Origin of the sequence: Dactylosporangium sp. CA-052675, from assembly GCF_050947935.1 — a bacterium.
Taxonomy (GTDB): domain Bacteria; phylum Actinomycetota; class Actinomycetes; order Mycobacteriales; family Micromonosporaceae; genus Dactylosporangium.
Window position 1 is genome coordinate 10,430,223 of the sequence record NZ_CP192010.1, and the last position, 23,290, is coordinate 10,453,512.

Consider the following 23,290-nt stretch of genomic DNA (forward strand, 5'->3'; position numbering starts at 1 on the left):
TCGTCTACTCCGGGTCGGCGACCGCGACCAGCGCCGGTCGCAGCAGCCGCTCGCCGAGGAGGTAGCCGCGCCGCATCACGTCGATGCAGGTCGGCTCGGCCACCTCGGCCGAGGTCAAATGGGCCACCGCCTCGTGGCGGGTGGGGTCGAACGGGTCGCCCTTGGCCCCGAAGACGGTCAGCCCGAACTTGGTCAGTGCGGCGTTGAGCTGCTCCGCCACCGCACCGAACGGCCCGACCAGGTCGCCGTGGTCGCGCGCCCGGTCGAGGTCGTCGAGCACCGGCAGCAGCGCGCCGAGCACGTTGGCGCTCGCCTGCTCGACCACCAGCGCCCGGTCGCGGTCGACCCGCTTGCGGTAGTTGGCGTATTCCGCGGTGACCCGCTGCAGGTCACGCGTGCGCTCGTCGAGCTCGGTGCGAAGGGCCGCCAGCTCCGCGCCCAGCCCGTGCTGGTGCGCGTCGTCGGTGGTGCCCTGCGCTGCCGCCTGATTCGGCCCCTCGGCGGGGGCGTGCACCGTGAACTCCTCGTCCACGATCTCGCCCTCCACCGGCTTCTCCTCCTCCGGCTCCTCCGCGGCTCCCGCCGTGACGGTCTCGTCGACCGTCACGGCCTCGGCCTCTGGCGCCTCCGGCGCGGCCGGCTTCTTGGCATCCGTCACTTCTTGTTGTCCTCGTCGATGATCTCGGCGTCCACGACGTCATCGGGGCCGTTGCCGCCCGCGGCACCCGTGGCACCGGCCCCGCCGGGCGCGTCGCCCGCGGCACCGGAGGCGTCACCGGCGGCCTGCTGGCGCTGCTGCTCGTACAGCGCGCTGCCGGCCTGCTGCGAGACCTGGGCGAGCTTCTCGTGCGCCGCCTTGATCCGCTCGGTGTCGTTGCCGCCGAGCGCGCTGCGCAGGTCGCCCAGCGCCTCGTTCATCTGCTCGCGGGACTCCGCGGGGATCTTGTCGCCGCTCTCGGCCAGGAACTTCTCGGTCTGCCACTGCAGGGCCTCGGCCAGGTTGCGGGTCTCGGCCTCCTCGCGGCGGCGCTTGTCCTCGTCGGCGTGGTCCTGCGCGTCGCGCATCATCCGCTCGATGTCGTCCTTCGGCAGCGCCGAGCCGCCGGTGATCGTCATCGACTGCTCCTTGCCCGTGCCCAGGTCCTTCGCGGACACGTGCACGATGCCGTTGGCGTCGATGTCGAAGGTGACCTCGATCTGCGGCACGCCACGCGGCGCCGGCGGGATGCCGGTCAGCTCGAAGGTGCCGAGGCGCTTGTTGTACGCCGCCATCTCCCGCTCGCCCTGGAAGACCTGGATGAGGACCGAGGGCTGGTTGTCGTCCGCGGTCGTGTAGACCTCGGAGCGCTTGGTCGGGATGGTCGTGTTGCGCTCGACCAGCTTGTGCATGATGCCGCCCTTGGTCTCGATGCCCAGCGACAGCGGGGTGACATCGAGCAGCAGGACGTCCTTGACCTCGCCCTTGAGCACGCCGGCCTGCAGGGCGGCGCCGACGGCGACGACCTCGTCCGGGTTGACGCCCTTGTTGGGCTCCTTGCCGGTGAGCTGCTTGACCAGGTCGGTCACGGCCGGCATACGGGTCGAGCCGCCGACGAGGATGACGTGGTCGAGCTTGGAGACGTTGATCCCGGCGTCCTTGATCGCCGACTCGAACGGCACCTTGGTCCGGTCGAGCAGGTCCTGCGTCATCCGCTGGAACTCCGAGCGCGACAGCTGGGTGTCCAGGTGCAGCGGGCCGTCGGGGCCGGCGGTGATGTAGGGCAGGTTGATCGACGTCGTGGTGGCCGCGGAGAGCTCGATCTTGGCCTTCTCGGCCGCCTCGCGCAGGCGCTGCATGGCCATCTTGTCGGCCGACAGGTCGATGCCGTGCTGGCCACGGAAGGTCTTGACCAGGTGGTCGATCACGCGCTCGTCCCAGTCGTCGCCACCGAGGTGGTTGTCGCCGGAGGTCGACTTGACCTCCACGACGCCCTCGGCGAGCTCGAGGACCGAGACGTCGAAGGTGCCGCCGCCGAGGTCGAAGACCAGGACGGTCTGCTCCTTCGAGCCCTTGTCCAGGCCGTAGGCGAGGGCCGCGGCGGTGGGCTCGTTGACGATCCGCAGCACGTTGAACCCGGCGATCTCGCCGGCCTCCTTGGTCGCGGTGCGCTGCGCGTCGTTGAAGTATGCCGGCACGGTGATGACCGCGTCGGTGATCTGCTCGCCCAGGTAGGCCTCGGCGTCGCGCTTGAGCTTCATGAGGACCCGCGCGGAGATCTCCTGCGGGGTGTACTTCTTGCCGTCGATGTCGATGGCCCAGTTGGTGCCCATCTCACGCTTGACGGAGCGGATGGTCCGGTCCGGGTTGGTGACGGCCTGCCGCTTGGCGACCTCACCGACGAGCACCTCACCGTTGCGGGCGAAGGCGACGATCGACGGCGTCGTGCGCGCACCTTCGGCGTTGGCGATGACGCTGGGCTCGCCGCCCTCAAGGACACTGACCACCGAGTTGGTGGTTCCGAGGTCGATGCCGACCGCACGTGCCATAGCTGCTTGACCTCCATGGGGCAGTCGGCGTTGACCGCCGGCCGCGAAGTTGAGTGACTGTCACTCAATAGTGCCACGAGTCGCTCGATCGTCAAGTGGAACCTTGAGTCTGTCTGACGCAACTCCGGCGGGGCCCGGGTGATTCCCGTATGTCGTCGCGCTGGGTGGCATCGATGCTCACGTCCGTTGCATGGCGCTGACGAGCCACATCATGGACGATTTACCCGTGACCACACAGGGCGAGCCGGTGTCCGCCCGGTCGACGGGCCCGACCCTTTCGTCGGATGACCCATCGTCCGGTCGTCCACCACGTCCGCGTGACGGCGGCGACACCCCCGGTGACGTGCTGCGCGAGCGGCTGACCGAACTGCGCGACACGGTCCGGGTGACCCGGTTCACACTGCCGCTGGCCAGCGCCGAGCGGGCCGGCACCGTGGCCAAAAGCATGGTCGCCCAGCTCGACGACTACCTGCTGCCCCGCCTCGAGCGCCTCGACGCCCCGCTGCTCGTGGTCGTCGGCGGCTCCACCGGCGCCGGCAAGTCCACGCTGGTCAACAGCCTGGTGCGGACCCCGATCAGCCCGGCCGGGGTGCTGCGCCCGACCACCCGCGCCCCGGTCCTGGTCTGCCACCCGGCCGACATGTCGTGGTTCTCCCGCGCCAACCTGCTGCCCACGCTGACCCGCACCAGCGGCCCGAACGGCGACCACCGCTCGCTGCAGGTCGTCTCGGCCCAGGCGCTGACCCCCGGGCTCGCCCTGCTCGACGCGCCCGACATCGACTCGGTCGTCGACGCCAACCGGCAGCTCGCCGGGCAGCTGCTCGCCGCGGCCGACCTCTGGCTCTTCGTCACCACCGCGGCCCGCTACGCCGACGCCGTGCCCTGGAACCTGCTGCGCACCGCGCGCAACCGGGGCACCGCCGTCGCGCTGGTGCTCGACCGGGTGCCCGGCGGCGGAGCCGCGGACGAGATCGCCCCGCACCTGACCGAGATGCTGCGCCAGCAGGACCTGGGCGGGGTGCCGCTCTTCGTCCTGCCCGAGACCCGCCTCGACAGCCAGGGCCTGCTCGGCGAGGCCCAGATCGGCTCGCTGCACGACTGGCTGGGCCGGCTCGCCCGCGACGCCGAGGCCCGCGCGGCCGTGGTGCGCCAGACCGTCGGCGGGGCCATCGACGCGCTCACCGTCGACGTGGTGATCCTCGCGGCCGCGGCCGAGGACCAGGTCGCGACGGCCAAGACGCTGAGCGAGGCGGTGCACGTCGCCTACCGGGCCGCCACCGAGTCGGTCGAGCACGGCATCCACGACGGCGCGCTGCTGCGCGGCGAGGTGCTGGCCCGGTGGCAGGAGCTCGTCGGCACCGGCGACATCATGCGCGCGCTGCAGGCCCGGGTCGGCAAGCTGCGCGACCGCGCGGTGGCCGCGATCACCGGGCGGCCGGCGCCGGGCGAGCAGTTCCAGCAGGCCCTCGGCTCCGGGCTCGGGGTGCTGCTCAAGGCGGCCGCCACCGACGCCGCCGAGGGGGCCGGGGCCGCGTGGAAGGCGCACCCGGCCGGGGCCGCGCTGCTCGACGCCGCGCCGGGTCTCGTGCGCCCCTCCGAGGATCTCGACGAGCGCATCGACCGGCTCGTGCGCGACTGGCAGCGCTCGGTGCTGGAGCTGGTCCGCACCGAGGCCGGCGACAAGCGGGTGGTCGCCAAGGCCAGCGCCTACGCCGTCAACGCGACCGGCCTGCTGGTGATGGTCAGCGTCTTCGCCGCGACGGCGTTCATCCCGACCGGCGCCGAGATCGCGGTCGCCGGCGGCACCACGATCGCCGCCCAGAAGGTGCTCGAGGCGATCTTCGGCGACCAGGCGGTACGCTCGCTGGCCGAACGCGCCCGGCAGAGCCTCGCCGAGCGGGTCGCGGCCCTCTTCGCCGCCGAGGCCGACCGTTTCGGCAGCGCCCTGACCGGCGCCGGCATCGACGAGGAGCTCTCGCCCCGGCTGCGCGCGCTGAGCACGGCCATCCACAACGCCCGGCCGGAGGTGGACCGGACATGAACCCGAACGACCTCGTCCGGCGCGGCTCCACCGCGGCCATCCACGACGCCCGGCCGGAGGTCGACAGATAATGAGCCTGGTCGATCGGGTGAAGCAGATGGTGCCGCGGCCGCCGGTGAACGCGGACCGGCTCGTCGCGCGGGTCGAGGCGCTGCACCGGTTCGTCGGCGCGGCCGAGGGCCACGTGCCGGAGGACCAGCTCGTCGCGGCCCGCACCGTGATCGACCGCTCCGGCGAGCGGCTGCGGCTCTCCCGCGCCCACACCGTCGTCGCGCTGGCCGGTGCGACCGGGAGCGGCAAGTCGAGCCTGTTCAACGCGGTCTCCGGGTTCCAGTTGTCGCGGGTCGGGGTACGCCGCCCGACCACCGGCGTCGCCCACGCCTGCGTGTGGGGCCAGGCCGGCGCCGGCCCGCTGCTCGACTGGCTCGGCGTGCCCCCGAACCGGCGGTTCACCCGCGAGAGCGCGCTGGACGGCGACGACCAGGCGGCCCTGCGCGGGCTCGTCCTGCTCGACCTGCCCGACTTCGACTCGGTGCAGGAGCGCCACCGGCTCGAGGTCGACCGCCTCCTGCGCCTGGTCGACCTGGTGGTCTGGGTGCTCGACCCGCAGAAGTACGCCGACCGCGTCGTCCACCAGCAGTACCTCGCCCAGTTCCAGCGCCACCGCGACGTGACAGTGGTCGTGCTCAACCAGGCCGACCGGCTCACCCGGGCCGACTCCGAGCGCCTGATCGCCGACCTCGGCCGGCTGCTGGACGACGACGGCCTCGGCGGCGTGCCGGTCTTCGCGACCTCGGCCAAGGGCCAGCCCGGCCTGGGCCCGCTGCGCGTCGCGCTGGAGCGCACGGTCGCCGCCCGCCAGGCCGCGCTGCTGCGCCTCAACGGCGACGTCACCGACGCGGTCGCCGCCCTGCAGCCACTGGTCGTCTCCGGGGCCAAGGTCTCCTCGGGTGTACCGCCGCAGACCGTCGACCGCCTCGCCGCCGCGCTCGCCGACGCCGCCGGCGCCCCGATCGTGGCCGCGGCGACCGAGCGCACCTACAGGCACCGGGCCGCCGCGTCCCTCGGCTGGCCGCTGCTGCGCTGGGCCCGCCGGATGCGCCCCGACCCGCTCAAGCGGCTGCACCTGGAGCCCGGGGCCGTCGAGCGCCCCGAGGCGACCTCGCTGCCCGACTCCACCGCCGCGCAGAAGGCCGCGGTCGCGCTGGCCGCCCGCGAGGTCGCCACGAGCGCGGCCGAGGGGCTGCCGGAGCCGTGGCCGGCCGCGATCACCGACGCGTCGCGCTCGCGGGTCGACGACGTGCCCGACGCGCTCGACGTCGCCGTGGCCTCCGCCGACCTCGGCCTGGCCCGCCGGCCGGCCTGGTGGCGGCTGGTCGGCGCGCTGCAGTGGCTCGGCGCCGCCGTGGCCTTCGCCGGGCTGGTCTGGCTCGCCGTGCGGGCCGTGTTCGCCCTGCTCGGCCTGCCCAACGTGAGCGGGCCCACGGTCGGCGCCGGAGTTCCGCTGGCCACCGTGCTGCTCGGCGGCGGGCTGCTCTTCGGTCTGCTGCTGGCGGTCGTCGTACGCCCCTTCACCGCCATCGCCGCCCGTCGCGCCCGGGCCCGGGCCGAGCGCCGGATGCGCAACGCCATCGCCGGTGTCGCCCGCACCCACATCGTGGCTCCGGTGGAGGAAGTGCTGCGCTCGTACGATGACGCGCGTGACGCCCTTGCCGCCGCCGCGTAACCTCCTCCGACCGGTCCGCCGGCTCGGCTTCACCGCCCTCGGCCTGCTCAATCTCGTCTGGGGCGCCTGGGCGGTCGCGGCCCCGCGCCACTTCTTCGGCACGTTCCCGGGCTTCGGGCTGCACTGGACGGCGTCCTACCCGCCGTTCAACCAGCACCTGACCGTCGACCTGGGCGCCACCATGCTCACCCTCGCCACGCTGTTCTTCGGCGCCGCGATCGCCGACCAGCCCGCGGTCAGCTGGATCACCGGGATCGCCGCGGCGGTCTTCGGCACCCTGCACTTCGGCTACCACGCCCTGCACGCCGGGCACATGGGCACCGCCGACCGGGTGCTGAGCCTGCTGAGCCTGATCGGTGGAGCCGTCGTGCCACCGGCCCTCGCCGCGACCCATCGTCTGGAAAGGTCCGAGTGATGGACCTGCAGTACCTGCGGGAGCACCCCGCCCAGCTGCCCGTCTTCATCAAGCACCAGCGCATCCGCGAGACGCCGGTGCCGGGCGGCTCCATCTGCGTCGCCCAGCGGCTGACCCTGGACGACGGCGGTTCGCTCTTCGCCAAGTCGCTCGCCGACCCACCGCCGGGCTTCTTCGCCGCCGAGGCCGCGGGCCTGCGCTGGCTGCGGGAGGCGGGCGCCGCCCCGGTGCCCGAGATCATCGCCGAGCTGCCGGACCTGCTGGCGCTGGAGTGGATCGACCACGGCGAGGCCACGCGGCGGGGCGCCGAGGAACTCGGGCGCGGGCTGGCCGGGCTGCACCGGGCGGGCGCCGACGCGTTCGGGGCGCCCTGGCCCGGCTACATCGGCACGCTCCCGATGCCCAACGAGCCCTCGCCCGGCCCGTGGGGCCCGTGGTTCGCCGAGCACCGCCTGCGCCCCTTCCTGGAGGCGTCCACCGGCGCGCTCACCGGCGCCGACGTCGCCGCGGCCGAGCGGGTGCTGGCGAACATCGCGGACTACGGCGGCGACGAGCCCCCGTCGCGCATCCACGGCGACCTGTGGCCGGGCAACGTGCTGTGGGACCACACCGGCCGGGGCTGGCTGGTCGACCCGGCCGCGCACGGCGGGCACCGCGAGACCGACCTGGCGCTGCTCGGGCTGTGGGGCGGGGTGCCGCACCACGATCGGCTCATCGCGGCCTACCGGGAGTCGTATCCGCTGGCGGACGGGTGGCAGGAGCGAGTACCGCTGCATCGGCTGTATCTGATGCTCGTGCACACCGCGCTCTTCGGGGCGGCGTACGGGGAGTCGGTTCGGGCACTGCTTCGGGCGCTGTGAACCGGGTACCGTTCGACGCATGACCGAATCGGAGCACGAGCCACCCGGGGCCGCCCTGGCCGACCGGTTCGGGCGCGTCGCGACCGATTTGCGGGTGTCGCTGACCGACCGGTGCAACCTGCGCTGCACGTACTGCATGCCGGCCGAGGGCCTGGACTGGCTGCCGAGCCCGTCGCTGCTCACCGACGCCGAGGTCGTCCGGCTCATCGACGTGGCCGTGCACCACCTCGGCGTGACCGAGGTGCGCTTCACCGGCGGCGAGCCGCTCCTGCGCCGCGGGCTGACGGAGATCGTCCGCGCGGTCGCCGCGCTGCCCGGCCACCCGCGCACGATGCTCACCACGAACGGCATCGGCCTCGCCCGCCTCGCCGAGCCGCTGGCCGCGGCCGGACTGGACCGGGTCAACGTCTCGCTCGACACCACCGACCCGGCCCGGTTCAAGGCGATCACCCGCCGCGACCGCCACGCCGACGTGGTCGCCGGGCTCGCCGCGGCCGCCGCGGCCGGGCTGCTGCCGGTGAAGATGAACGCGGTCCTGCTGCGCGGGCTCAACGACGACGAGGCCGTGCCCCTGCTGCGCCTCGCCCTCGAGCACGGCTACGAGCTGCGGTTCATCGAGCAGATGCCGCTGGACGCCGGGCACACCTGGCGCCGCGAGGAGATGGTCACCGGCGCCGAGATCCTCGCGCGGCTGCGCGCGGAGTTCACGCTCACGCCCGATCCGGACGCGCGCGGCGGTGCGCCCGCGGAGACCTGGGTCGTGGCCGGGCACACCGCGGTCGGCGGGGGACCGGCCCGGGTCGGCGTGATCGCCAGCGTGTCGAGCCCGTTCTGCGGCGCCTGCGACCGGACCCGCCTCACCGCCGACGGCGCGATCCGCTCCTGCCTGTTCAGCCAGGACGAGACGGATCTGCGCGGCGCGCTGCGAGCCGGGGCCGGCGACGACGAGCTCGCCGACCTCTGGCGCAAGGCGATGTGGGCCAAGCCGGCCGGCCACGGCATCAACGACCCCAGGTTCCTGCAGCCCGCGCGGCCCATGTCTGCCATCGGAGGATGACCCAGTTGCTGCTCGTCCGCTACTTCGCGGGGGCCCGCGCGGCCGCCGGTGTGCCCGAGGAGAAGGTCGAGGCCACGACGCTGAGCGATCTCGTCGCGGCCGTGACCGCCGGCCGTCCGCGCCTGGCCGGCGTGGTCACCGCCTGCTCCTTCCTGGTCGACGGCACCGCCTGGCGGGACCGGGACGCGGCGCTGCCCGCGTCCGCGACGGTCGACGTGCTGCCCCCGTTCGCGGGCGGCTGAGCCGGTGATCGCCGTCCTCCTGGTGGTGGTGCTGCTCGTTGTCGGGGGCATCCACTGGTACCTCTGGAAACGCCTCGTCAAGGACACCACCCGCACCCGCCGGGCCCGCGTCGCCGGCTCGGTCATCGCGGTCCTGCTGGCCCTGGTGATCCCGGCGACCCTGGCGCTGTCGCGGACCCTGCCGCACTCGCGCCAGGCGATCGTGGCCTGGCCGGGGTTCCTCTGGCTCGCGGTGATGTTCTACCTGCTGGTCACGCTGCTGATCCTGGAGATCCCGCGCTCGGCGATCCTGCTGTGGCAGCGCCGCTCCGCGCCGCCGTCGACCCCCCAGGCGGCACCGACGGACGTTTCGGACGAGGATCCGTCCTTCGCCGCCGAGGCGCCGCCGAAGCCGGTCGCGCAGGAGCCGGGGTTCGACGCGAGCCGGCGCCTGCTGCTCGGCCGGTCGCTCGCCGCCACCGCGGGCGTGCTGTCCGCGAGCGCCGTGGGCATCGGGGTGTACCAGGCCATGAGCGCCCCGAATCTCAAGCGCGTCCCGATCCGGCTGGCCAAGCTGCCCGCGAGCATGGACGGCTTCCGCATCGCGGTGGTGTCCGACATCCATCTCGGCCCGCTGCTGGGCCGCCCGCACACGGAGCGCATCGTGCGGATGATCAATTCGGTGGACGCGGACCTCGTCGCCGTCGTCGGAGACCTCGTGGACGGCAGCGTCGCCGAGCTCGGCGAGGCCGCCGAGCCGCTGCAGGACCTGCGCGGCAAGCACGGCAGCTTCTTCGTGACCGGCAACCACGAGTACTTCTCCGGCTACCAGGAGTGGGTCGACGAGGTGAACTCGCTCGGCGTCCGCGTCCTGCGCAACGAGCGCGTCGACGTGCTCGGGCTCGACCTCGCCGGGGTGAACGACCTCAGCGGCGAGGACGTCGGCGACGGCCCCGACTTCGGCAAGGCGCTCGACGGGCGCGACCCGAGCCGGCCCGTGGTGCTGCTCGCCCACCAGCCGATCCAGGCCCACGACGCGGCCCGACACGGCGTCGACCTGCAGCTGTCCGGGCACACCCACGGCGGCCAGATGGTGCCGTTCAACCTGCTCGTGGGCCTCCAGCAGCCGGTCGTGGCCGGCCTCGGCACCGTCGACGGCACCCAGGTCTACGTGACCCGCGGCGCCGGCTTCTGGGGCCCGCCGGTCCGCTTCGGCGCACCGCCGGACATCTCGATCATCGAGCTGCACGGCGCGTAGCCGGAAACGCGTGGGGCGCCTGTGACAGGATGCAGCGTGCCTTCGAACGTCGCCTCCGACTCGTTCGTCGCGGACCTGCACATCCACTCGCGGTACTCCCGGGCGTGCAGTCGCGACCTCAGCATCGAGACGCTCACCTGGTGGGCGCGGCGCAAGGGCATCGCGCTGCTCGGCACCGGCGACTTCACCCACCCGGCCTGGTTCGACCACCTGCGCGAGGCGCTGGTCCCCGCCGAGCCGGGCCTCTACCGGCTGCACCCGGACCGCGAGGCCGACATCCTGCGCCGGCTGCCCGGCCGCCTCGGCGTGGCCGACTCCGCCGTGCGGTTCATGCTGTCGGTCGAGATCTCCACGATCTACAAGCGCGACGACCGTACGCGCAAGGTCCACCACCTGATCTACCAGCCCGACTTCGACGCGGTCCAGCGGTTCAACACCGCGCTCGGGCGCATCGGCAACCTGGGCTCGGACGGTCGCCCGATCCTGGGCCTGGACTCCCGCGACCTGCTGGAGATCACCCTGGAGGCGAGCCCGGACGGCTTCCTGGTGCCGGCGCACATCTGGACGCCCTGGTTCTCCGCGCTCGGCTCCAAGTCCGGCTTCGACGCGATCGCCGACTGCTACGCCGATCTCGCCGAGCACATCTTCGCGGTCGAGACCGGGCTGTCCTCCGACCCCGAGATGAACTGGCGGGTGTCGTCGCTGGACAGGTACCGGCTGGTGTCGAACTCCGACGCGCACTCGGCGCCGGCGCTCGCCCGCGAGGCCACGGTGCTCGACGGCGACCTGTCCTACCTCGGCGTGCGCGACATGCTGCGGACCGGTCAGGGGCTGGTCGGCACGCTCGAGTTCTTCCCGGAGGAGGGCAAGTACCACGCCGACGGCCACCGCGCCTGCGACGTGAACTGGCCCCCCGCCCGCACCCGCGAGGCCCAGGGCCGCTGCCCCGAGTGCGGCAAGCCACTCACCGTCGGCGTGCTGCACCGGGTCGAGGAGCTCGCGGACCGGCCCGAGGGCTACACACCGCCGGGCGCGCCGGGGGTCACCCACCTGATCCAGCTGCACGAGATCCTCGGCGAGATCAACGGGGTCGGGCCGAAGTCGAAGACCGTCGACGAGAAGCTCAACGCGCTGGTCGCCGAGCTCGGGCCGGAGCTGTCGATCCTGCGCTCGGTGCCGGTCGAGGACATCGCGCGGGCCGGCGGCGAGCTGCTCGGCGAGGGCATCGCGCGGCTGCGGCGCGGGCAGGTGCGGCGGACGCCGGGGTTCGACGGGGAGTACGGCGTCATCAAGCTCTTCGACCCCTCCGAGCTGCGCGGGAACGCGCACGAGGATGTGCTGTTCGACGTGCCGATGCCGGCCGTGCCCAAGCAGCGCAGGGCGGAGCCGGCCGCGAAGGCCCAGCCGAAGAAGCGCCGGGCCGCCCCCGCCGAGGCCCCGCCGCCGCCCCCGCCGATCTCCGCGCCGCCCTCGCCGCACGAGCCCCTGGAGCCGATGCTCGCCGGGATGGAGGAGGTCGGGACCGGGCTGCTCGACCGGCTCGACGCGCTGCAGCGGGTCGCGGCCTCGGCGCCCGGCGGCCCGCTGCTCATCGTGGCCGGCCCCGGCACGGGCAAGACCCGCACGCTGACCCACCGGGTCGCCTACCTCTGCGCCGAGCTGGGCGTGTATCCGGAGGAGTGCCTGGCGATCACGTTCACCCGCCGGGCCGCCGAGGAGCTGCGCGAGCGCCTGGAGGTGCTGCTCGGGCCGGTCACCGAGGCGGTGACGGTCTCCACGTTCCACTCGCTGGGCCTGTCGGTGCTGCGCGAGAACGCGGCCGCGGTCGGGCTCACGCCGCAGTTCCGCATCGCCGAGGAGACCGACCTGCTGGCCGCGCTCGAGCCGCTGGGCGAGCGGGAGGCGCGCAAGGCGCTCAACGCGATGGAGCCCGCCACGCGGGAGACGCTGGCCAAGGCGCTGCGGGCGAAGGATCTGGTGTCGCTGGACGAGCTGCTCACGCTCACCGTGCAGCTGCTGCGGGAGACGCCGGCGCTGGCCGAGCGGTATCGGGCGCGCTGGCGGTGGATCTTCGTGGACGAGTACCAGGACGTCGATCCGGTGCAGTACGAGCTGCTGCGGCTGCTCTGCCCGCCCGGCGGCAACCTGTGCGCGATCGGCGACCCGGACCAGGCGATCTACTCGTTCCGCGGCGCCGAGGTCTCCTTCTTCCTGCGCTTCACCGGCGACTTCTCCACGTCCGAGGTCGACGCCCGGGTGGTCCGGCTGACCCGCAACTACCGTTCGTCGGCGCCGATCCTGGCCGCCGCGGTGCAGGCGATCGCCCCGACCACCCTGGTGCCGGGCCGCCGGCTCGACCCGGCCCGCCTGGACCTCGAGGCGCCGGTCGTCGGGGTGTACCCGGCCACCTCGGTCGCCGACGAGGCGGACTTCGTCGTGCGTACCGTCGACGAGCTGGTCGGCGGCCTGTCGCACCGCTCACACGACAACCGCGTCGACTCGCGGGCCACCGTGGGCGCGATGTCGTTCTCGGACATCGCCGTGCTGTACCGCACCGACTCCCAGGCCGCCCCGATCGTGGACGCGCTCAGCCGGGCCGGTGTCCCCGTGCAGAAGCGCTCGCACGACCGGCTCCTGGACCGCCCGGGCGTCGCCGCCATCGCCCGCGAGCTGCGCTTCGCCGAAGGCCTCGGCGGCTCGATCGCGGCCCGGGTCCGCCTCGCCGGACAGGTCGTCGCCGGCCGCTGCGGCACGCTCGACAGCGACCTGATGACGCTGAGCGAGGCCGACGTGTGGAACGCGGTCGACCTGATGACCCCGCTCGCGCTGCGGGCCCGCGACGACCTCGAGGAGTTCCTGGGCGCGCTGGCCACCGGGGCCGAGGTGGACGGCTGGGACCCGCGCGCCGACCGGGTGAACCTGCTGACTTTGCACGCCTCGAAGGGCCTCGAGTTCCCGGTCGTGTTCCTGGTCGGCGTCGAGGACGGCCTGCTGCCCCTGCGGCCCTACGCCGGCGCCCAGCAGACCGACGACGACGTCGCGGAGGAGCGCCGGCTGTTCTTCGTCGGGCTCACCCGCGCCCAGGATCGGCTCTTCGTGTCGCACAGCCGCACCCGTTTCCGCTTTGGATCCGAGCGCGACATGTCCCCGTCACCGTTCCTGTCGGTCATCGACCCGGGCCTGCTCGAACGGCGTGGTCCCGCGGCTCCCCGCAAGCCCAAAGATCGACAGTTGCGCCTGATCTGAACCACTTTTGGCGCGGATCCGTGAGGCCAAGGGGGTGAGTGGGAGAGCTACCGTAGCTGCATTGACGCCGATAGGCTCAGCAAGCCGACCACCGGCCGCAGGACGACCAGGAGGACATCATGTCGGGTTACGGACCGCCGGGCGGACCGTACCAGGGTCAGCCTCAGGATCCATGGGGGCAGGGTCAAGGCGGTCAGCGCGACCCCTATGGCGACCAGGGCTACGGCGACCAGGGCTACGGCCAGGGCGGCGGCGGGGGCTACGGCGACCGCGGCTACGGCCAGGGCGGCGGTTACGGCCAGGGCGGCGGTTACGGCCAGGGCGGCGGTTACGGCCAGGGCGGCGGGGGCTACGGCAACCAGGGCGGCTATCCGGGCCAGGGCTACGACGACCGGCGCGGTGGATACGACGACCGCACCTACCAGCAGCCGGGCGGCGGCTACCAGCCCTACGGCGACGAGCCCGGCGGCTACAACGACGGGCCGCCGCAGTGGGGCCCGTCCCCGGAGCCGGAGAAGAAGAAGCGCTCGGGCGGCACGATCGCGCTGGTCGCCTTCCTCGTGCTGCTGCTCTGCGGCGGCGGTGGCGTCGGCGTGTACTACTACGTGCTGAAGGACAAGAAGGCCGACACCAACGCCCCGGCCGCCTCGGGCTCGTCCAAGCCCGAGACGTCGACCCCCGCGGGCAACGGCGCCGGTCAGTCGGCCGCCCCGAGCGCGGGCTCCTCGCCGACCAAGGCCGGCGTGTCGGCCGGCGACGCGGCCTCGGTCCAGGTCGGCGAGTGCCTCAAGAACGTCGGCACGAGCAACGACAAGCCGCAGATGCAGAAGGTCCAGTGCGGGCCCGGCACCTACGAGGTGCTCAAGCGCATCCCCGGCACGTCCGACAAGAACAAGTGCGAGGGCACGCCGGGCTACTCCCACAACTACTTCTTCGACAGCCCGACGGACGCGAACGACTTCGTGCTCTGCCTCAAGCTGCGTAGCTGACCTGCGAAAACACGGCGGCCCGGGCGATTGCCCGGGCCGTCTTGCGTTTTCGGCCCCCCTTGCCACGCGCTCCCGCGGGGGTGTAGTACATTAGTTCGAGCCAGCCATCGAACGCGTGTTCGGTATGCTTCGATGGTGCCTTATAAGGCTGTCTTGCGTGCGCGCTAGAAAGCCGTAGATGCTCCACGACGACACGCCGTAGAGGTTCCTCTACGCGGTTCTAGCCTGCGCGCTAGAAAGCCCGATACTGTGCGATTCGTGGACCCGGTTCGCAATCCCTACGCTCCCGGCGCCGGTCAGCGCCCGCCCGAGCTCGCCGGCCGCGACCGCGAGCTGCACGCGTTCGACATCGTGCTGGAGCGCGTGGCGCGCGGGCGCCCCGAGCGCTCGCTCATGCTCACGGGGCTGCGGGGCGTCGGCAAGACGGTGCTGCTCAACACCCTGCGCTCCGAGGCCATCTCGCACCTGTGGGGCACCGGCAAGATCGAGGCGCGGCCGGACCAGTCGCTGCGCCGCCCGGTCTCGGCCGCCCTGCACATGGCCGTGCGCGAGCTGGCCCCGCAGCACCGCGCGCCCGACCGGATCGACGAGTTCCTCGGCGTGCTCAAGGCCTTCGCGCTGCGCGAGGACCCGCGCAAGCCGCCGTCCAAGCTGCGCGACCGCTGGCAGCCCGGCATCGACGTGCCGGCCGCGGTCGGGCGCGCCGACTCCGGCGACATCGAGATCGACCTCGTCGAGCTGTTCACCGACGCGGCGAGCGTGGCCAGTGACGTCGGCACCGGAGTGGCGCTCTTCATCGACGAGCTGCAGGACCTCGCGGCCGACGACATCTCCGCGCTCTGCGCCGCCTGCCACGAGCTGTCCCAGACCGGGGCGCCGCTGATCGTGGTCGGGGCCGGGCTGCCGCACGTGCCGGCGCTGCTGTCGGCGTCGAAGTCCTACTCCGAGCGGCTCTTCCGCTACCAGCGCATCGACCGCCTCGACCGGATCGCGGCCGACCTCGCGCTCACCGCGCCGGCCGAACGGGAGGAGGTCGAATACGAGGCGAAGGCGCTCGACGCGCTCTACGAGGCCTCCGGCGGTTACCCGTACTTCGTCCAGGCCTACGGCAAGGCGACCTGGGACCACGCGCCGCGCTCGCCGATCACCGCGGCCGACGTGCGCGTGGCGGCGCCCGAGGCCGAGGCGGAGCTGGCGGTCGGGTTCTTCGGCTCCCGCTACGAGCGGGCGACCCCGGCCGAGCGCGAGTACATGCGCACGATGGCCACCCTGCTGCCGGCCGTCGACGTCTCCGAGGCCGTGCCGACCGCCGAGATCGCCCGCACCCTCGGCCGCAAGCCCGCGAGCCTGTCACCCGCCCGGGACGCCCTGATCAAGAAGGGCCTGATCTACTCGGGCGAGCGGGGAACGGTCGCCTTCACCGTCCCCCACTTCGCCCGCTATCTGCGGACTCAGCCGGCCGAGTGACGGGCCTCCGCCCGTTCCACGACGCCCCGCAGGTCGCGGCGCTCGATCGCGGCCGCCATGAGCTCCGGGAACACGTCCGGCGTGCACGCGAACGCGGGCACCCCGAGCGCGGCCAGCGCCGCGGCGTTCTCCCGGTCGTAGTCCGGCGCGCCCTCGTCGGACAGCGCCAGCAGCGTGATCACCTGCACGCCGGCCGCCGTCATCGCCGCGACCCGCCGCAGCATCTCCTCGCGCACACCGCCCTCGTAGAGGTCGCTGATCAGCACGAAGATCGTTTCCCGGGGCCGGGTGATGAGCTGCTGGCCGTAGGCGATGGCCCGGTTGATGTCGGTGCCGCCGCCGAGCTGGGTGCCGAACAGCACGTCGACCGGGTCGCTGAGGCGATCGGTCAGGTCCACCACCGCCGTGTCGAACACGACCAGCGACGTCTTGATCGAGCGCATCGAGGCCAGCACCGCCGCGAAGACGCCCGAATACACCACCGAGGCCGCCATCGACCCCGACTGGTCGACGCAGAGCACGATGTCGCGCTGCACCGCCTGAGCCCGCCGGCCGTAGCCGATCAACCGCTCCGGCACGACGGTGCGCTGCCGGGCCTGGTAGTGCTTGAGGTTCGCGCGGATCGTGCGGTGCCAGTCGATGTCGTGGTGCCGCGGCCGGTTGATCCGCGCGGCCCGGTTCAGCGCCCCGCTCAGCGCGGTGCGTGTCGGCTGCGCGATGCGCCGCTCGAGCTCGGCGACGACCTTGGCCACCACCTTGCGGGCGGCCCGCTTGCTCTTGTCGGGCATGACCCGGTTGAGCGACAGCAGCGTGCCCACGAGGTGCACGTCGGGCTCGACGGCGTCGAGCATCTCGGGCTCCAGCAGCAGCCGGGTCAGGTTGAGCCGCTCGATCGCGTCGGCCTGCATCACCTGCACGACGGTCGACGGGAAGTATTGCCGGATGTCGCCCAGCCACCGGGCCACCCGCGGCGCCGACGCCCCGAGCCCGGCCCCGCGCGGCCCGGACGTCCCGTCCTCGCCCTGGTCGTAGAGCGCGCCGAGGGCCGCGTCGACCGCCGCGTCCGTCCCGGTGAGCCCGTAGCCGGTGCCCTCGGCCCCGGGGGCCCCGCCCAGCGCGAGCCGCCAGCGCCGCAGCCGCTCGTCGCCCTCGTCCTCAGACATGCAGCTCCCTCCCGAGCAGCCGCGCCGCGACCGGCAGCAGCAACGCGCCGCGGGCCGCGTCGATCTCGTCGTCGGCGCCCGCGCCCGGGCGCCCGGTGCCGATGCCGGCCGCGCGCTCGCCGATCATGCGCCGCTGGGGCGCCGGGTAGCCGCTGAACGTCCGCCGCAGCAGCGGCAGCACCTCGAGGAACGCCTCGGCCGGGATGCCCGTCAGCCACGCGTCGACCAGGGCCAGCAGCCGCTCGTCGTGCACCAGCAGCAGCCCGTCGCCGGCGAGGAAGCCCTCGATCCAGGCCGCCGTGCGGGCCACCGGCACGCCGACGGTCAGCACGAGCGCCATCCGCGCCCCGATCTCGTCGGAGTCGACGGCGCCCGCGTCCAGCAGCAGCCGGTTCATCCGCCCGGTGAGCAGGCCGTGCAGGTCGTCGCGGGTGGCCAGCCCGGACAGCACCGCCTGCCAGCGCGCGTGCGCCTCGGGGTCGTCGACCAGCGCGAGCGCGCCCTGCACCCCGTCGATCCGGTCGCGCATGACCGCCGCGGCGGTGTCGTCGAGCCCGCCGACCGCCGCCGGCAGCCCCACGCAGATCCGGGTGATCATCCCGAGCGTGACCTCGCGGAGCGCCGAAAGGTCGGTACCCCGCACGTCGCCGTATCGCAACGTGCGCGCCAACGCCGGCAGCGCGTCCATCAGGTGCGCCACGTCGGCGTCGAGGGCCATCCGCTCGTCGAGCGCGTCGAGCACCCCGGGCAGCGCGTCCGGCAGTTCGGCGAGCAGGCACCGCTCCACCAGCGTGGTCACGTCGGCCAGGGTCGCGGCGGCCAGGGCCTGCTCGGCGACCCGGGCCGTGGCGGCCTCGAGCACCGTGGTGCCGTAGGCGCCCGCCTCCACCAGGTCGACCGCGAACTCGGGCTGCCAGGCGATCTCCCACTCCTCGCGGAACGTGCCCTTGCCCTTGGCCGCCGCCAGCACCTTGCCCCACTCGACGCCGAGCAGCCGGAGCCGGTGCAGCAGCCGGCTGCGCTCCAGGTCGAAGGGCTGGCGCAGGTCGAGCTTGAGCTCCCGGCGCTCGACCCGGGGCGGCAGCCGCAGCCGCCGCTGGCTGCCGGCGACGTCCCGGGCGATCGGCACCCCGGGCGTCTGGTCGGGCACCCGGCCGAGCCGGTCGCCGACCACGAGCCGCCGGTTGATGAGCGCGAGCCGCAGGTCGTCGCCGTCGCAGAGCACCGCGTGGGCCGCGTCGGTGACCTCGGCGAGCCCGGCCAGCGGCCGCCCGCGCATGGTCGCGAGCGCCTCGGCCAGCCGGGTCGCCTCGATGACGTGGGCGCTGGACACCGGCACGCCGTCCTTGCGCAGCACCCCGGCCGCCCGCACCAGCCAGCGCTCGATCACGTGCGCGTCGACGGAGGTGAACAGGTGGTGATACCAGCCGGGGGAGCGCACGCCGGCGCCGTAGCCCTGCCAGGACGCCAGCCGCGCGTGCGTCCACGGCACCCAGGTCATCGCGACCTTCACCTTCGGCAGGCCGCGCACGACGGCGTTGTCGGCCGCGGCGCTCGGCAGCGGTCCGGTCAGCGCGGGCACGTGCCAGGCCCCGCACACGACGGCCACGCGCTCGAACTCCTTGAGCGCCGCGCGCAGCCCGATGCGCATGTAGGCCTCGCGCCGCTCCTCCTCGACCCGCTCGGCCTCGCCCGGGACCGGCGCGTGCGCCCGCACGACGGTCATCGCCTCGGCGATGGCCGCGAACGGGGACTGGTCGACCCGGTGCTCGACCACGTCCTCCCACCAGCGCTCGGGATCGTCGTAGCCGGCCGCCTCCGCCAGCGCACCGAGCGGGTCGAGCCGCACGTCGTCGTCGGACTGCGGGGCCGGCGGCGGGGACGCCAGGCGCACGGCCGCCGGCATGTCCACGAACCGCACCGGCACCTCGCGCGCCACGGCCCACCGGATCGCCTGCCACTCCGGCGAGAACTCGGCCAGCGGCCAGAACGAGGCGCGCAGCTTCGGGTCGGGGTTGTCCGCGGGGTAGGCCAGCAGCGCCACCGGCGCCCGCATGTCCTCGTCCCCGGCGAAGGGCACGAGCGCGTCGGCCTCCGGCGGCCCCTCGATCAGCACCACCTCGGGCTGGAACTCGGCCAGCGCCCGGCGCACCGCCCGGGCCGACCCCGGCCCGTGGTGGCGAATCCCGAGCAGCAACGGCTCACTCGCCACGGCGGGCCGCTCGGTAGAAGTCCCGCCAGCCCTCGCGCTCGCGCACCACCGTCTCGAGGTATTCCTGCCACACCACCTGGTCCGACACCGGGTCCTTGACCACGGCGCCGAGGATGCCCGCGGCCACGTCCCCGGCCCGCAGCACCCCGTCGCCGAAGTGCGCGGCGAGCGCCATGCCGTTGGTGACCACCGAGATCGCCTCGGCCGTGGACAGCGTGCCGCTGGGCGACTTGAGCTTGGTCCGCCCGTCCTCGGTGACCCCGTTGCGCAGCTCCCGGAAGACGGTGACCACGCGCCGGATCTCGTCGGCGGCCGGCGGCAGCTCGGGCAGCTCCAGCGCCTTGCCGAGCGCCGCGACGCGCCGCGCGACGATGTCGACCTCCTCCTCGACGCCCGCCGGGACCGGCAGCACCACGGTGTTGAACCGGCGCCGCAGCGCGGAGGAGAGCTCGTTGACGCCGCGGTCGCGGTCGTTGGCGGTGGCGATGACGTTGAAGCCCTTGCGCGCCTGGACCTCCTGCCCGAGCTCGGGCACCGGCAGGGTCTTCTCCGACAGGATCGTGATCAGCGTGTCCTGCACGTCGGAGGGCACCCGGGTGAGCTCCTCGATGCGTGCGATCCGCCCGTCGGCCATCGCGCGCAGCACCGGGCTCGGCACCAGCGCGGCCCGGCTCGGCCCCTCGGCGAGCAGGCGGGCGTAGTTCCAGCCGTAGCGGATCGCCTCCTCGGGCGTGCCGGCCGTGCCCTGCACGAGCAGCGTCGAGTCGCCGCTGATCGCCGCGGCCAGGTGCTCGGAGACCCAGGTCTTCGCGGTGCCGGGCACCCCGAGCAGCAGCAGCGCGCGGTCGGTGGCGAGGGTGGCGACGGCGACCTCCATGAGCCGCCGCGGTCCGACGTATTTCGGCGTGATCGCGGTGCCGTCGGCCGCCTCGCCGCCGAGCAGGTAGGTGACCACGGCCGAGGGCGAGAGCCGCCACCCCGGCGGGCGCGGCCGCTCGTCGCCGGCCGCGAGCGCGATGAGCTCGGCCGCGAACTCGTCCTCGGCGTGCCGCCGCTGCACCGTCTCGGCGACGGGCGCGCCGGCGACGTGGGCGGCGGTGACATCGACTGTGCTGGTCACGCTGGCTCCTGGGAGATCGGGTCGGACGTCGGGGGTCATGCCAGCTCGGCCAGCATGTCGTGGCGGAAGCGCAGGGTGTCGGCGAAGCGGCCGACGATCGAGGACATCGGGTCGTCGGAGGGCAGGGCGGCGGCCATGCGGGTCGCGCGGGCCGCGGTGTCGGCCGGCAGCCGCAGCGCGGCCAGCTCGCACAGCCCCGCCAGGCGCCAGCCCGCCGAGCGCCGGCCGCCGAGGTCGTCCAGCGCGCCGAACACCGCCTCGGCCAGCGGCTCCGGCCACGGCCGCGGGCACAGCTCGAGCACGTGCTCGACGCCGACCGCGGCGGCCCCGGCGAGGCCCCGGCGCAGCACTCCGACCGCGAGGGCGGCGAGCGCGTCGGAGGGCAGCGCGTCATAGAGCGCCTCGAGCAGCAGCCGGTCGTCGGGGCGGCCGCCCGCCGCGACCTCCTCGGTGAGCCGCCCGGTCAGCGCCGTGGCCCAGCGGGGATCCCGCTGCCCGGCCGCGGCCCGGGCCAGCCCGCGGCGCAGGACGGCGGCCCACTCGTCGGTCACCGGCAGCGCCAGGAACTCCTCCGGCTCGCCCCACACCCGCAGCGGCGTGCGGGTCAGCAGCTCCTCCAGCCACCACGCCCGCTCGCCGATCCCGGCGGGCGGGCGCGGCACGATCCCGTCGCGGCGCATCGCCTTGTCGCAGGCGCTCGGCGGCACCACCTGGATCCGCCCGCCGGCGATCCGCACGCACGCCGTGGTCCGCTCGATCATCCGCCGCGCATAGGCGCTGTCGGGCAGCATCGCCAGCAGGTCGAGCCCGACGATCCGCACCTCCTTGCGCCGGTCGTCGAGGGCACCCTCCAGCACCGGCTCATCGGCGAGGGAGAGCCCGGTCGCGAACGTGGCGAGCAGCGCCGCGCGGTCCTCGGGCGTCTCGGTCGGCCAGACGTCGGCGAGCATGTCGCGGCCGCGCTGCTCGCCCTCCGGCCCACCCCGGCGCACCGCGGTGAGGATGCCGACGCGCCGGCCGATCGAGCCGAGCTCCCAGCCCTGGGCGTCGTCGGCGGGGGCACCGGAGGCATCGTGGGCATCGGCCGCCGTGGCGTCGAGGAACGCCCACTCGGGCCGCTGCCGGGCCAGCCACGCCGCTCGGGACCCGCCGGCCGCGGCGACGAGCGGCCGCAGCGCCCGGTGCCGCCGCGCGACCTCCAGCAGCGCGGGCAGCAGCTCACCCGGCACCCGCCGGTCGTGCACGGCCCCGAGCCACTCGGCGAGCAGCTCCAGCCGGCCGTCGGCGTCGCGGACCGGCACCGCGTTGCTGGTGCCGTAGCCGGCCGCGTCCACGGCGAGCAGGTCCGCCGCCCGCGCCGCCGCCGCCCAGGCCACGAGCGGGATCCCGGAGTCGTCGGGGGCCGGCTCCGGCACCGTGAGCCCGGCCCGCGCCCGGAACCCGGCCCGCCGGAACAGCGTCAGCGTCCCGGCCGCGTCGAGCAGCGCCTCCGCCGGGTCCTCGCCGGGCCGCCCGACCCCGGCCGGCAGCGTCCGCCGCTGCGTCCCGACGAGCGCGGTCGCCAGCACGTCGCCCCAGTCCGGCCCGTTCACAGCCGCACCAGCCGCTCGTCGGCCCACACCCCGAGGGGGCGCAGCCCGCCCGCCGACCACTCGCCGGTGACGGTCGCGGGCCGCCCCGCGGTCACCGCCACCAGCCGCCAGGGTTCTCCGGCCGCCGGGTCGAGCGGCAGCCCGAACCCGTCGGCGTCGGCCAGCGCCCACCCGGAGCCGTCGCGCACCGGGCACACCCCGTCGAGCGCCATCGGCCAGTAGTCGAGCCAGGGGTCCGCGGCCAGGGCGAGCGCGTGCGCCCGCAGGTTGTCCTCGATCCCGGCGCCGCCGGCGACGAAGTGCATCCGCTCCGGCGGCGCGTGCCGCTTGGCGATGAGCGCCCGGGCCGGCTGACCACCCGGATACAGGCACACGTCGGCGTCGAACTCGGTGCCGGGCAGCAGGTCGACGGGGAGCGACTGGCCCGCCACGGCGAACGACAGCACGATCAGCGGCTGCCCGGACCCGGCCCCGCGCAGCCAGGCCCGGCGCACGGTCAGCTGGTCCTCGATCTCGTCGCGCACCCCGTGCACCTGCCAGCGGTCGCGCACGGGCACCCCGGCCAGCACCGTCTCGGTCGCGATCGGCACCCCGACCCGCATCCGCACGCTCGCCGCGAGCTCCTCGGGCAGCTCCTCCTGCCGCCGGTAACCCCCGACGAGGAGGTGCAGCCGCGCCAGCTCGCCCAGCAGGCGCTCGGGGGAGCCCAGCACGGCGCCGGTCCGGCGCAGGATGCCCGCGGCGCTGGCCGCCTGGGCGTCGACGAGCCGGGCGGTCATCGTGTCCCAGGCCGCGCCGCCCTTGCCGGTGCCGGCGAGCCCGGCGCGGACCTGGTCGGCGAGCCAGCGGTCGAGCTCGTCGAGCCCGGCGGCGATCCGGTCGGCCCGGCGCGCCTGCGCCTTCTCGCTGACCGGCGCCCGGCCACCGGCGCGGCCGCCGGGCTTCGGCTCCTCGGCCGGTCCGGCGGTGGCACGGTTGGCGCGGGCCGCCCGGGCCGCCTGCCACGCACTCGCCCACGAGGGTGCGACCGCCTCCGGCACCGAGCCGGAGGACCACCGCAGCAGCAGGGCGAGCGCGTGCTTGCACGGGAACTTGCGGCTCGGGCAGGTGCACTTGAACGCGGGCTCGGTGAGGTCGACCGCGGTCTGATACGGCGTGCTCCCGCTGCCCTGGCACAGCCCCCACAGGGTCGGGTCGATGTCGTCGGCGGCGCTGAGGCCGGTCTCCAGCCAGACGCGGTCGCCGGCGAGCCCGCGCGCCGCCCGCTGCGCGGACGAGTCGGGGGCCAGCGCCATCACCTGGTCGGTCGTCCAGACCGTGGTGACCGTCGTTGTTTCCGCCATGCTGCTTACCGTAGTGAGGGGGTACGACATTTCCCCGCTGGGTATGTTTCCGTC

Annotated in this window: 17 protein-coding genes; 10 read left to right on the top strand and 7 right to left on the bottom strand. The window is 74.3% G+C overall.

The window, feature by feature from the left end; genetic code table 11:
* Nucleotides 1-4 precede the first annotated feature (4 nt).
* On the bottom strand, nt 5-658 hold the full coding sequence (gene grpE / locus ACQP1P_RS47080; RefSeq protein WP_433081776.1) for a nucleotide exchange factor GrpE: 654 nt from the start codon (nt 656-658) through the stop codon (nt 5-7).
* Nucleotides 655-2,526 (bottom strand): molecular chaperone DnaK, encoded by a 1,872-nt coding sequence (dnaK, locus tag ACQP1P_RS47085; protein WP_433081778.1) that lies wholly within the window; start codon nt 2,524-2,526, stop codon nt 655-657. The genes grpE and dnaK overlap by 4 nt, the downstream gene beginning before the upstream one ends.
* Before the next feature lie 343 nt (nt 2,527-2,869).
* On the opposite strand from dnaK, the gene ACQP1P_RS47090 reads away from it, so the two are divergent.
* The 10 genes from ACQP1P_RS47090 (at nt 2,870) to ACQP1P_RS47135 (ending at nt 15,806) form a co-directional block, all read left to right on the top strand.
* Entirely contained in the window at nt 2,870-4,567 is a 1,698-nt protein-coding gene (locus tag ACQP1P_RS47090; RefSeq protein ID WP_433081780.1) for an ABC transporter, read from the top strand.
* A gap of 70 nt (nt 4,568-4,637) precedes the next feature.
* Nucleotides 4,638-6,293: a GTPase gene (locus tag ACQP1P_RS47095; protein WP_433081782.1), complete on the top strand. Its 1,656-nt coding sequence runs from the start codon at nt 4,638-4,640 to the stop codon at nt 6,291-6,293.
* Complete coding sequence (locus tag ACQP1P_RS47100) at nt 6,268-6,708, top strand: hypothetical protein (RefSeq protein WP_433081784.1); 441 nt, start codon at nt 6,268-6,270, stop codon at nt 6,706-6,708. Before ACQP1P_RS47095 ends, ACQP1P_RS47100 begins: the two co-directional genes overlap by 26 nt.
* Complete coding sequence (locus tag ACQP1P_RS47105) at nt 6,708-7,568, top strand: fructosamine kinase family protein (protein WP_433081786.1); 861 nt, start codon at nt 6,708-6,710, stop codon at nt 7,566-7,568. Before ACQP1P_RS47100 ends, ACQP1P_RS47105 begins: the two co-directional genes overlap by 1 nt.
* Nucleotides 7,569-7,587: 19 nt before the next feature.
* A complete protein-coding gene (gene moaA, locus ACQP1P_RS47110) occupies nt 7,588-8,625 on the top strand; it encodes a GTP 3',8-cyclase MoaA (RefSeq protein WP_433081788.1) in 1,038 nt (345 codons plus the stop codon).
* Complete coding sequence (locus ACQP1P_RS47115; protein ID WP_433081790.1) at nt 8,622-8,867, top strand: MoaD/ThiS family protein; 246 nt, start codon at nt 8,622-8,624, stop codon at nt 8,865-8,867. The genes moaA and ACQP1P_RS47115 overlap by 4 nt, the downstream gene beginning before the upstream one ends.
* A gap of 4 nt (nt 8,868-8,871) precedes the next feature.
* Nucleotides 8,872-10,104: a metallophosphoesterase gene (locus ACQP1P_RS47120; protein WP_433081792.1), complete on the top strand. Its 1,233-nt coding sequence runs from the start codon at nt 8,872-8,874 to the stop codon at nt 10,102-10,104.
* 36 nt (nt 10,105-10,140) lie between these two features.
* Entirely contained in the window at nt 10,141-13,350 is a 3,210-nt protein-coding gene (locus tag ACQP1P_RS47125) for a UvrD-helicase domain-containing protein (protein WP_433081794.1), read from the top strand.
* Between the two features lie 119 nt (nt 13,351-13,469).
* Nucleotides 13,470-14,339 (top strand): LppU/SCO3897 family protein, encoded by an 870-nt coding sequence (locus tag ACQP1P_RS47130; protein WP_433081796.1) that lies wholly within the window; start codon nt 13,470-13,472, stop codon nt 14,337-14,339.
* Nucleotides 14,340-14,597: 258 nt separating this feature from the next.
* Nucleotides 14,598-15,806 carry an ATP-binding protein gene (locus tag ACQP1P_RS47135; RefSeq protein WP_350613984.1) on the top strand — a complete coding sequence of 403 codons (1,209 nt, stop codon included), beginning with the start codon at nt 14,598-14,600 and terminating at the stop codon, nt 15,804-15,806.
* Here the strand turns inward: ACQP1P_RS47135 and ACQP1P_RS47140 are convergent.
* The 5 genes from ACQP1P_RS47140 to ACQP1P_RS47160 are packed head-to-tail and all read right to left on the bottom strand — an operon-like array spanning nt 15,791 to nt 23,236.
* Nucleotides 15,791-16,969 carry a VWA domain-containing protein gene (locus ACQP1P_RS47140; RefSeq protein ID WP_433081798.1) on the bottom strand — a complete coding sequence of 393 codons (1,179 nt, stop codon included), beginning with the start codon at nt 16,967-16,969 and terminating at the stop codon, nt 15,791-15,793. The genes ACQP1P_RS47135 and ACQP1P_RS47140 overlap by 16 nt on opposite strands.
* Nucleotides 16,962-19,181 carry a DUF5682 family protein gene (locus ACQP1P_RS47145; protein WP_433081800.1) on the bottom strand — a complete coding sequence of 740 codons (2,220 nt, stop codon included), beginning with the start codon at nt 19,179-19,181 and terminating at the stop codon, nt 16,962-16,964. The genes ACQP1P_RS47140 and ACQP1P_RS47145 overlap by 8 nt, the downstream gene beginning before the upstream one ends.
* Nucleotides 19,171-20,301, bottom strand: coding sequence for an ATP-binding protein (locus ACQP1P_RS47150; protein ID WP_433081802.1), 1,131 nt, complete (start codon nt 20,299-20,301; stop codon nt 19,171-19,173). The genes ACQP1P_RS47145 and ACQP1P_RS47150 overlap by 11 nt, the downstream gene beginning before the upstream one ends.
* Before the next feature lie 35 nt (nt 20,302-20,336).
* Nucleotides 20,337-21,893 (bottom strand): DUF5691 domain-containing protein, encoded by a 1,557-nt coding sequence (locus ACQP1P_RS47155; RefSeq protein ID WP_433081804.1) that lies wholly within the window; start codon nt 21,891-21,893, stop codon nt 20,337-20,339.
* Nucleotides 21,890-23,236: an SWIM zinc finger family protein gene (locus tag ACQP1P_RS47160; protein ID WP_433081806.1), complete on the bottom strand. Its 1,347-nt coding sequence runs from the start codon at nt 23,234-23,236 to the stop codon at nt 21,890-21,892. Before ACQP1P_RS47160 ends, ACQP1P_RS47155 begins: the two co-directional genes overlap by 4 nt.
* Nucleotides 23,237-23,290: the final 54 nt, after the last annotated feature.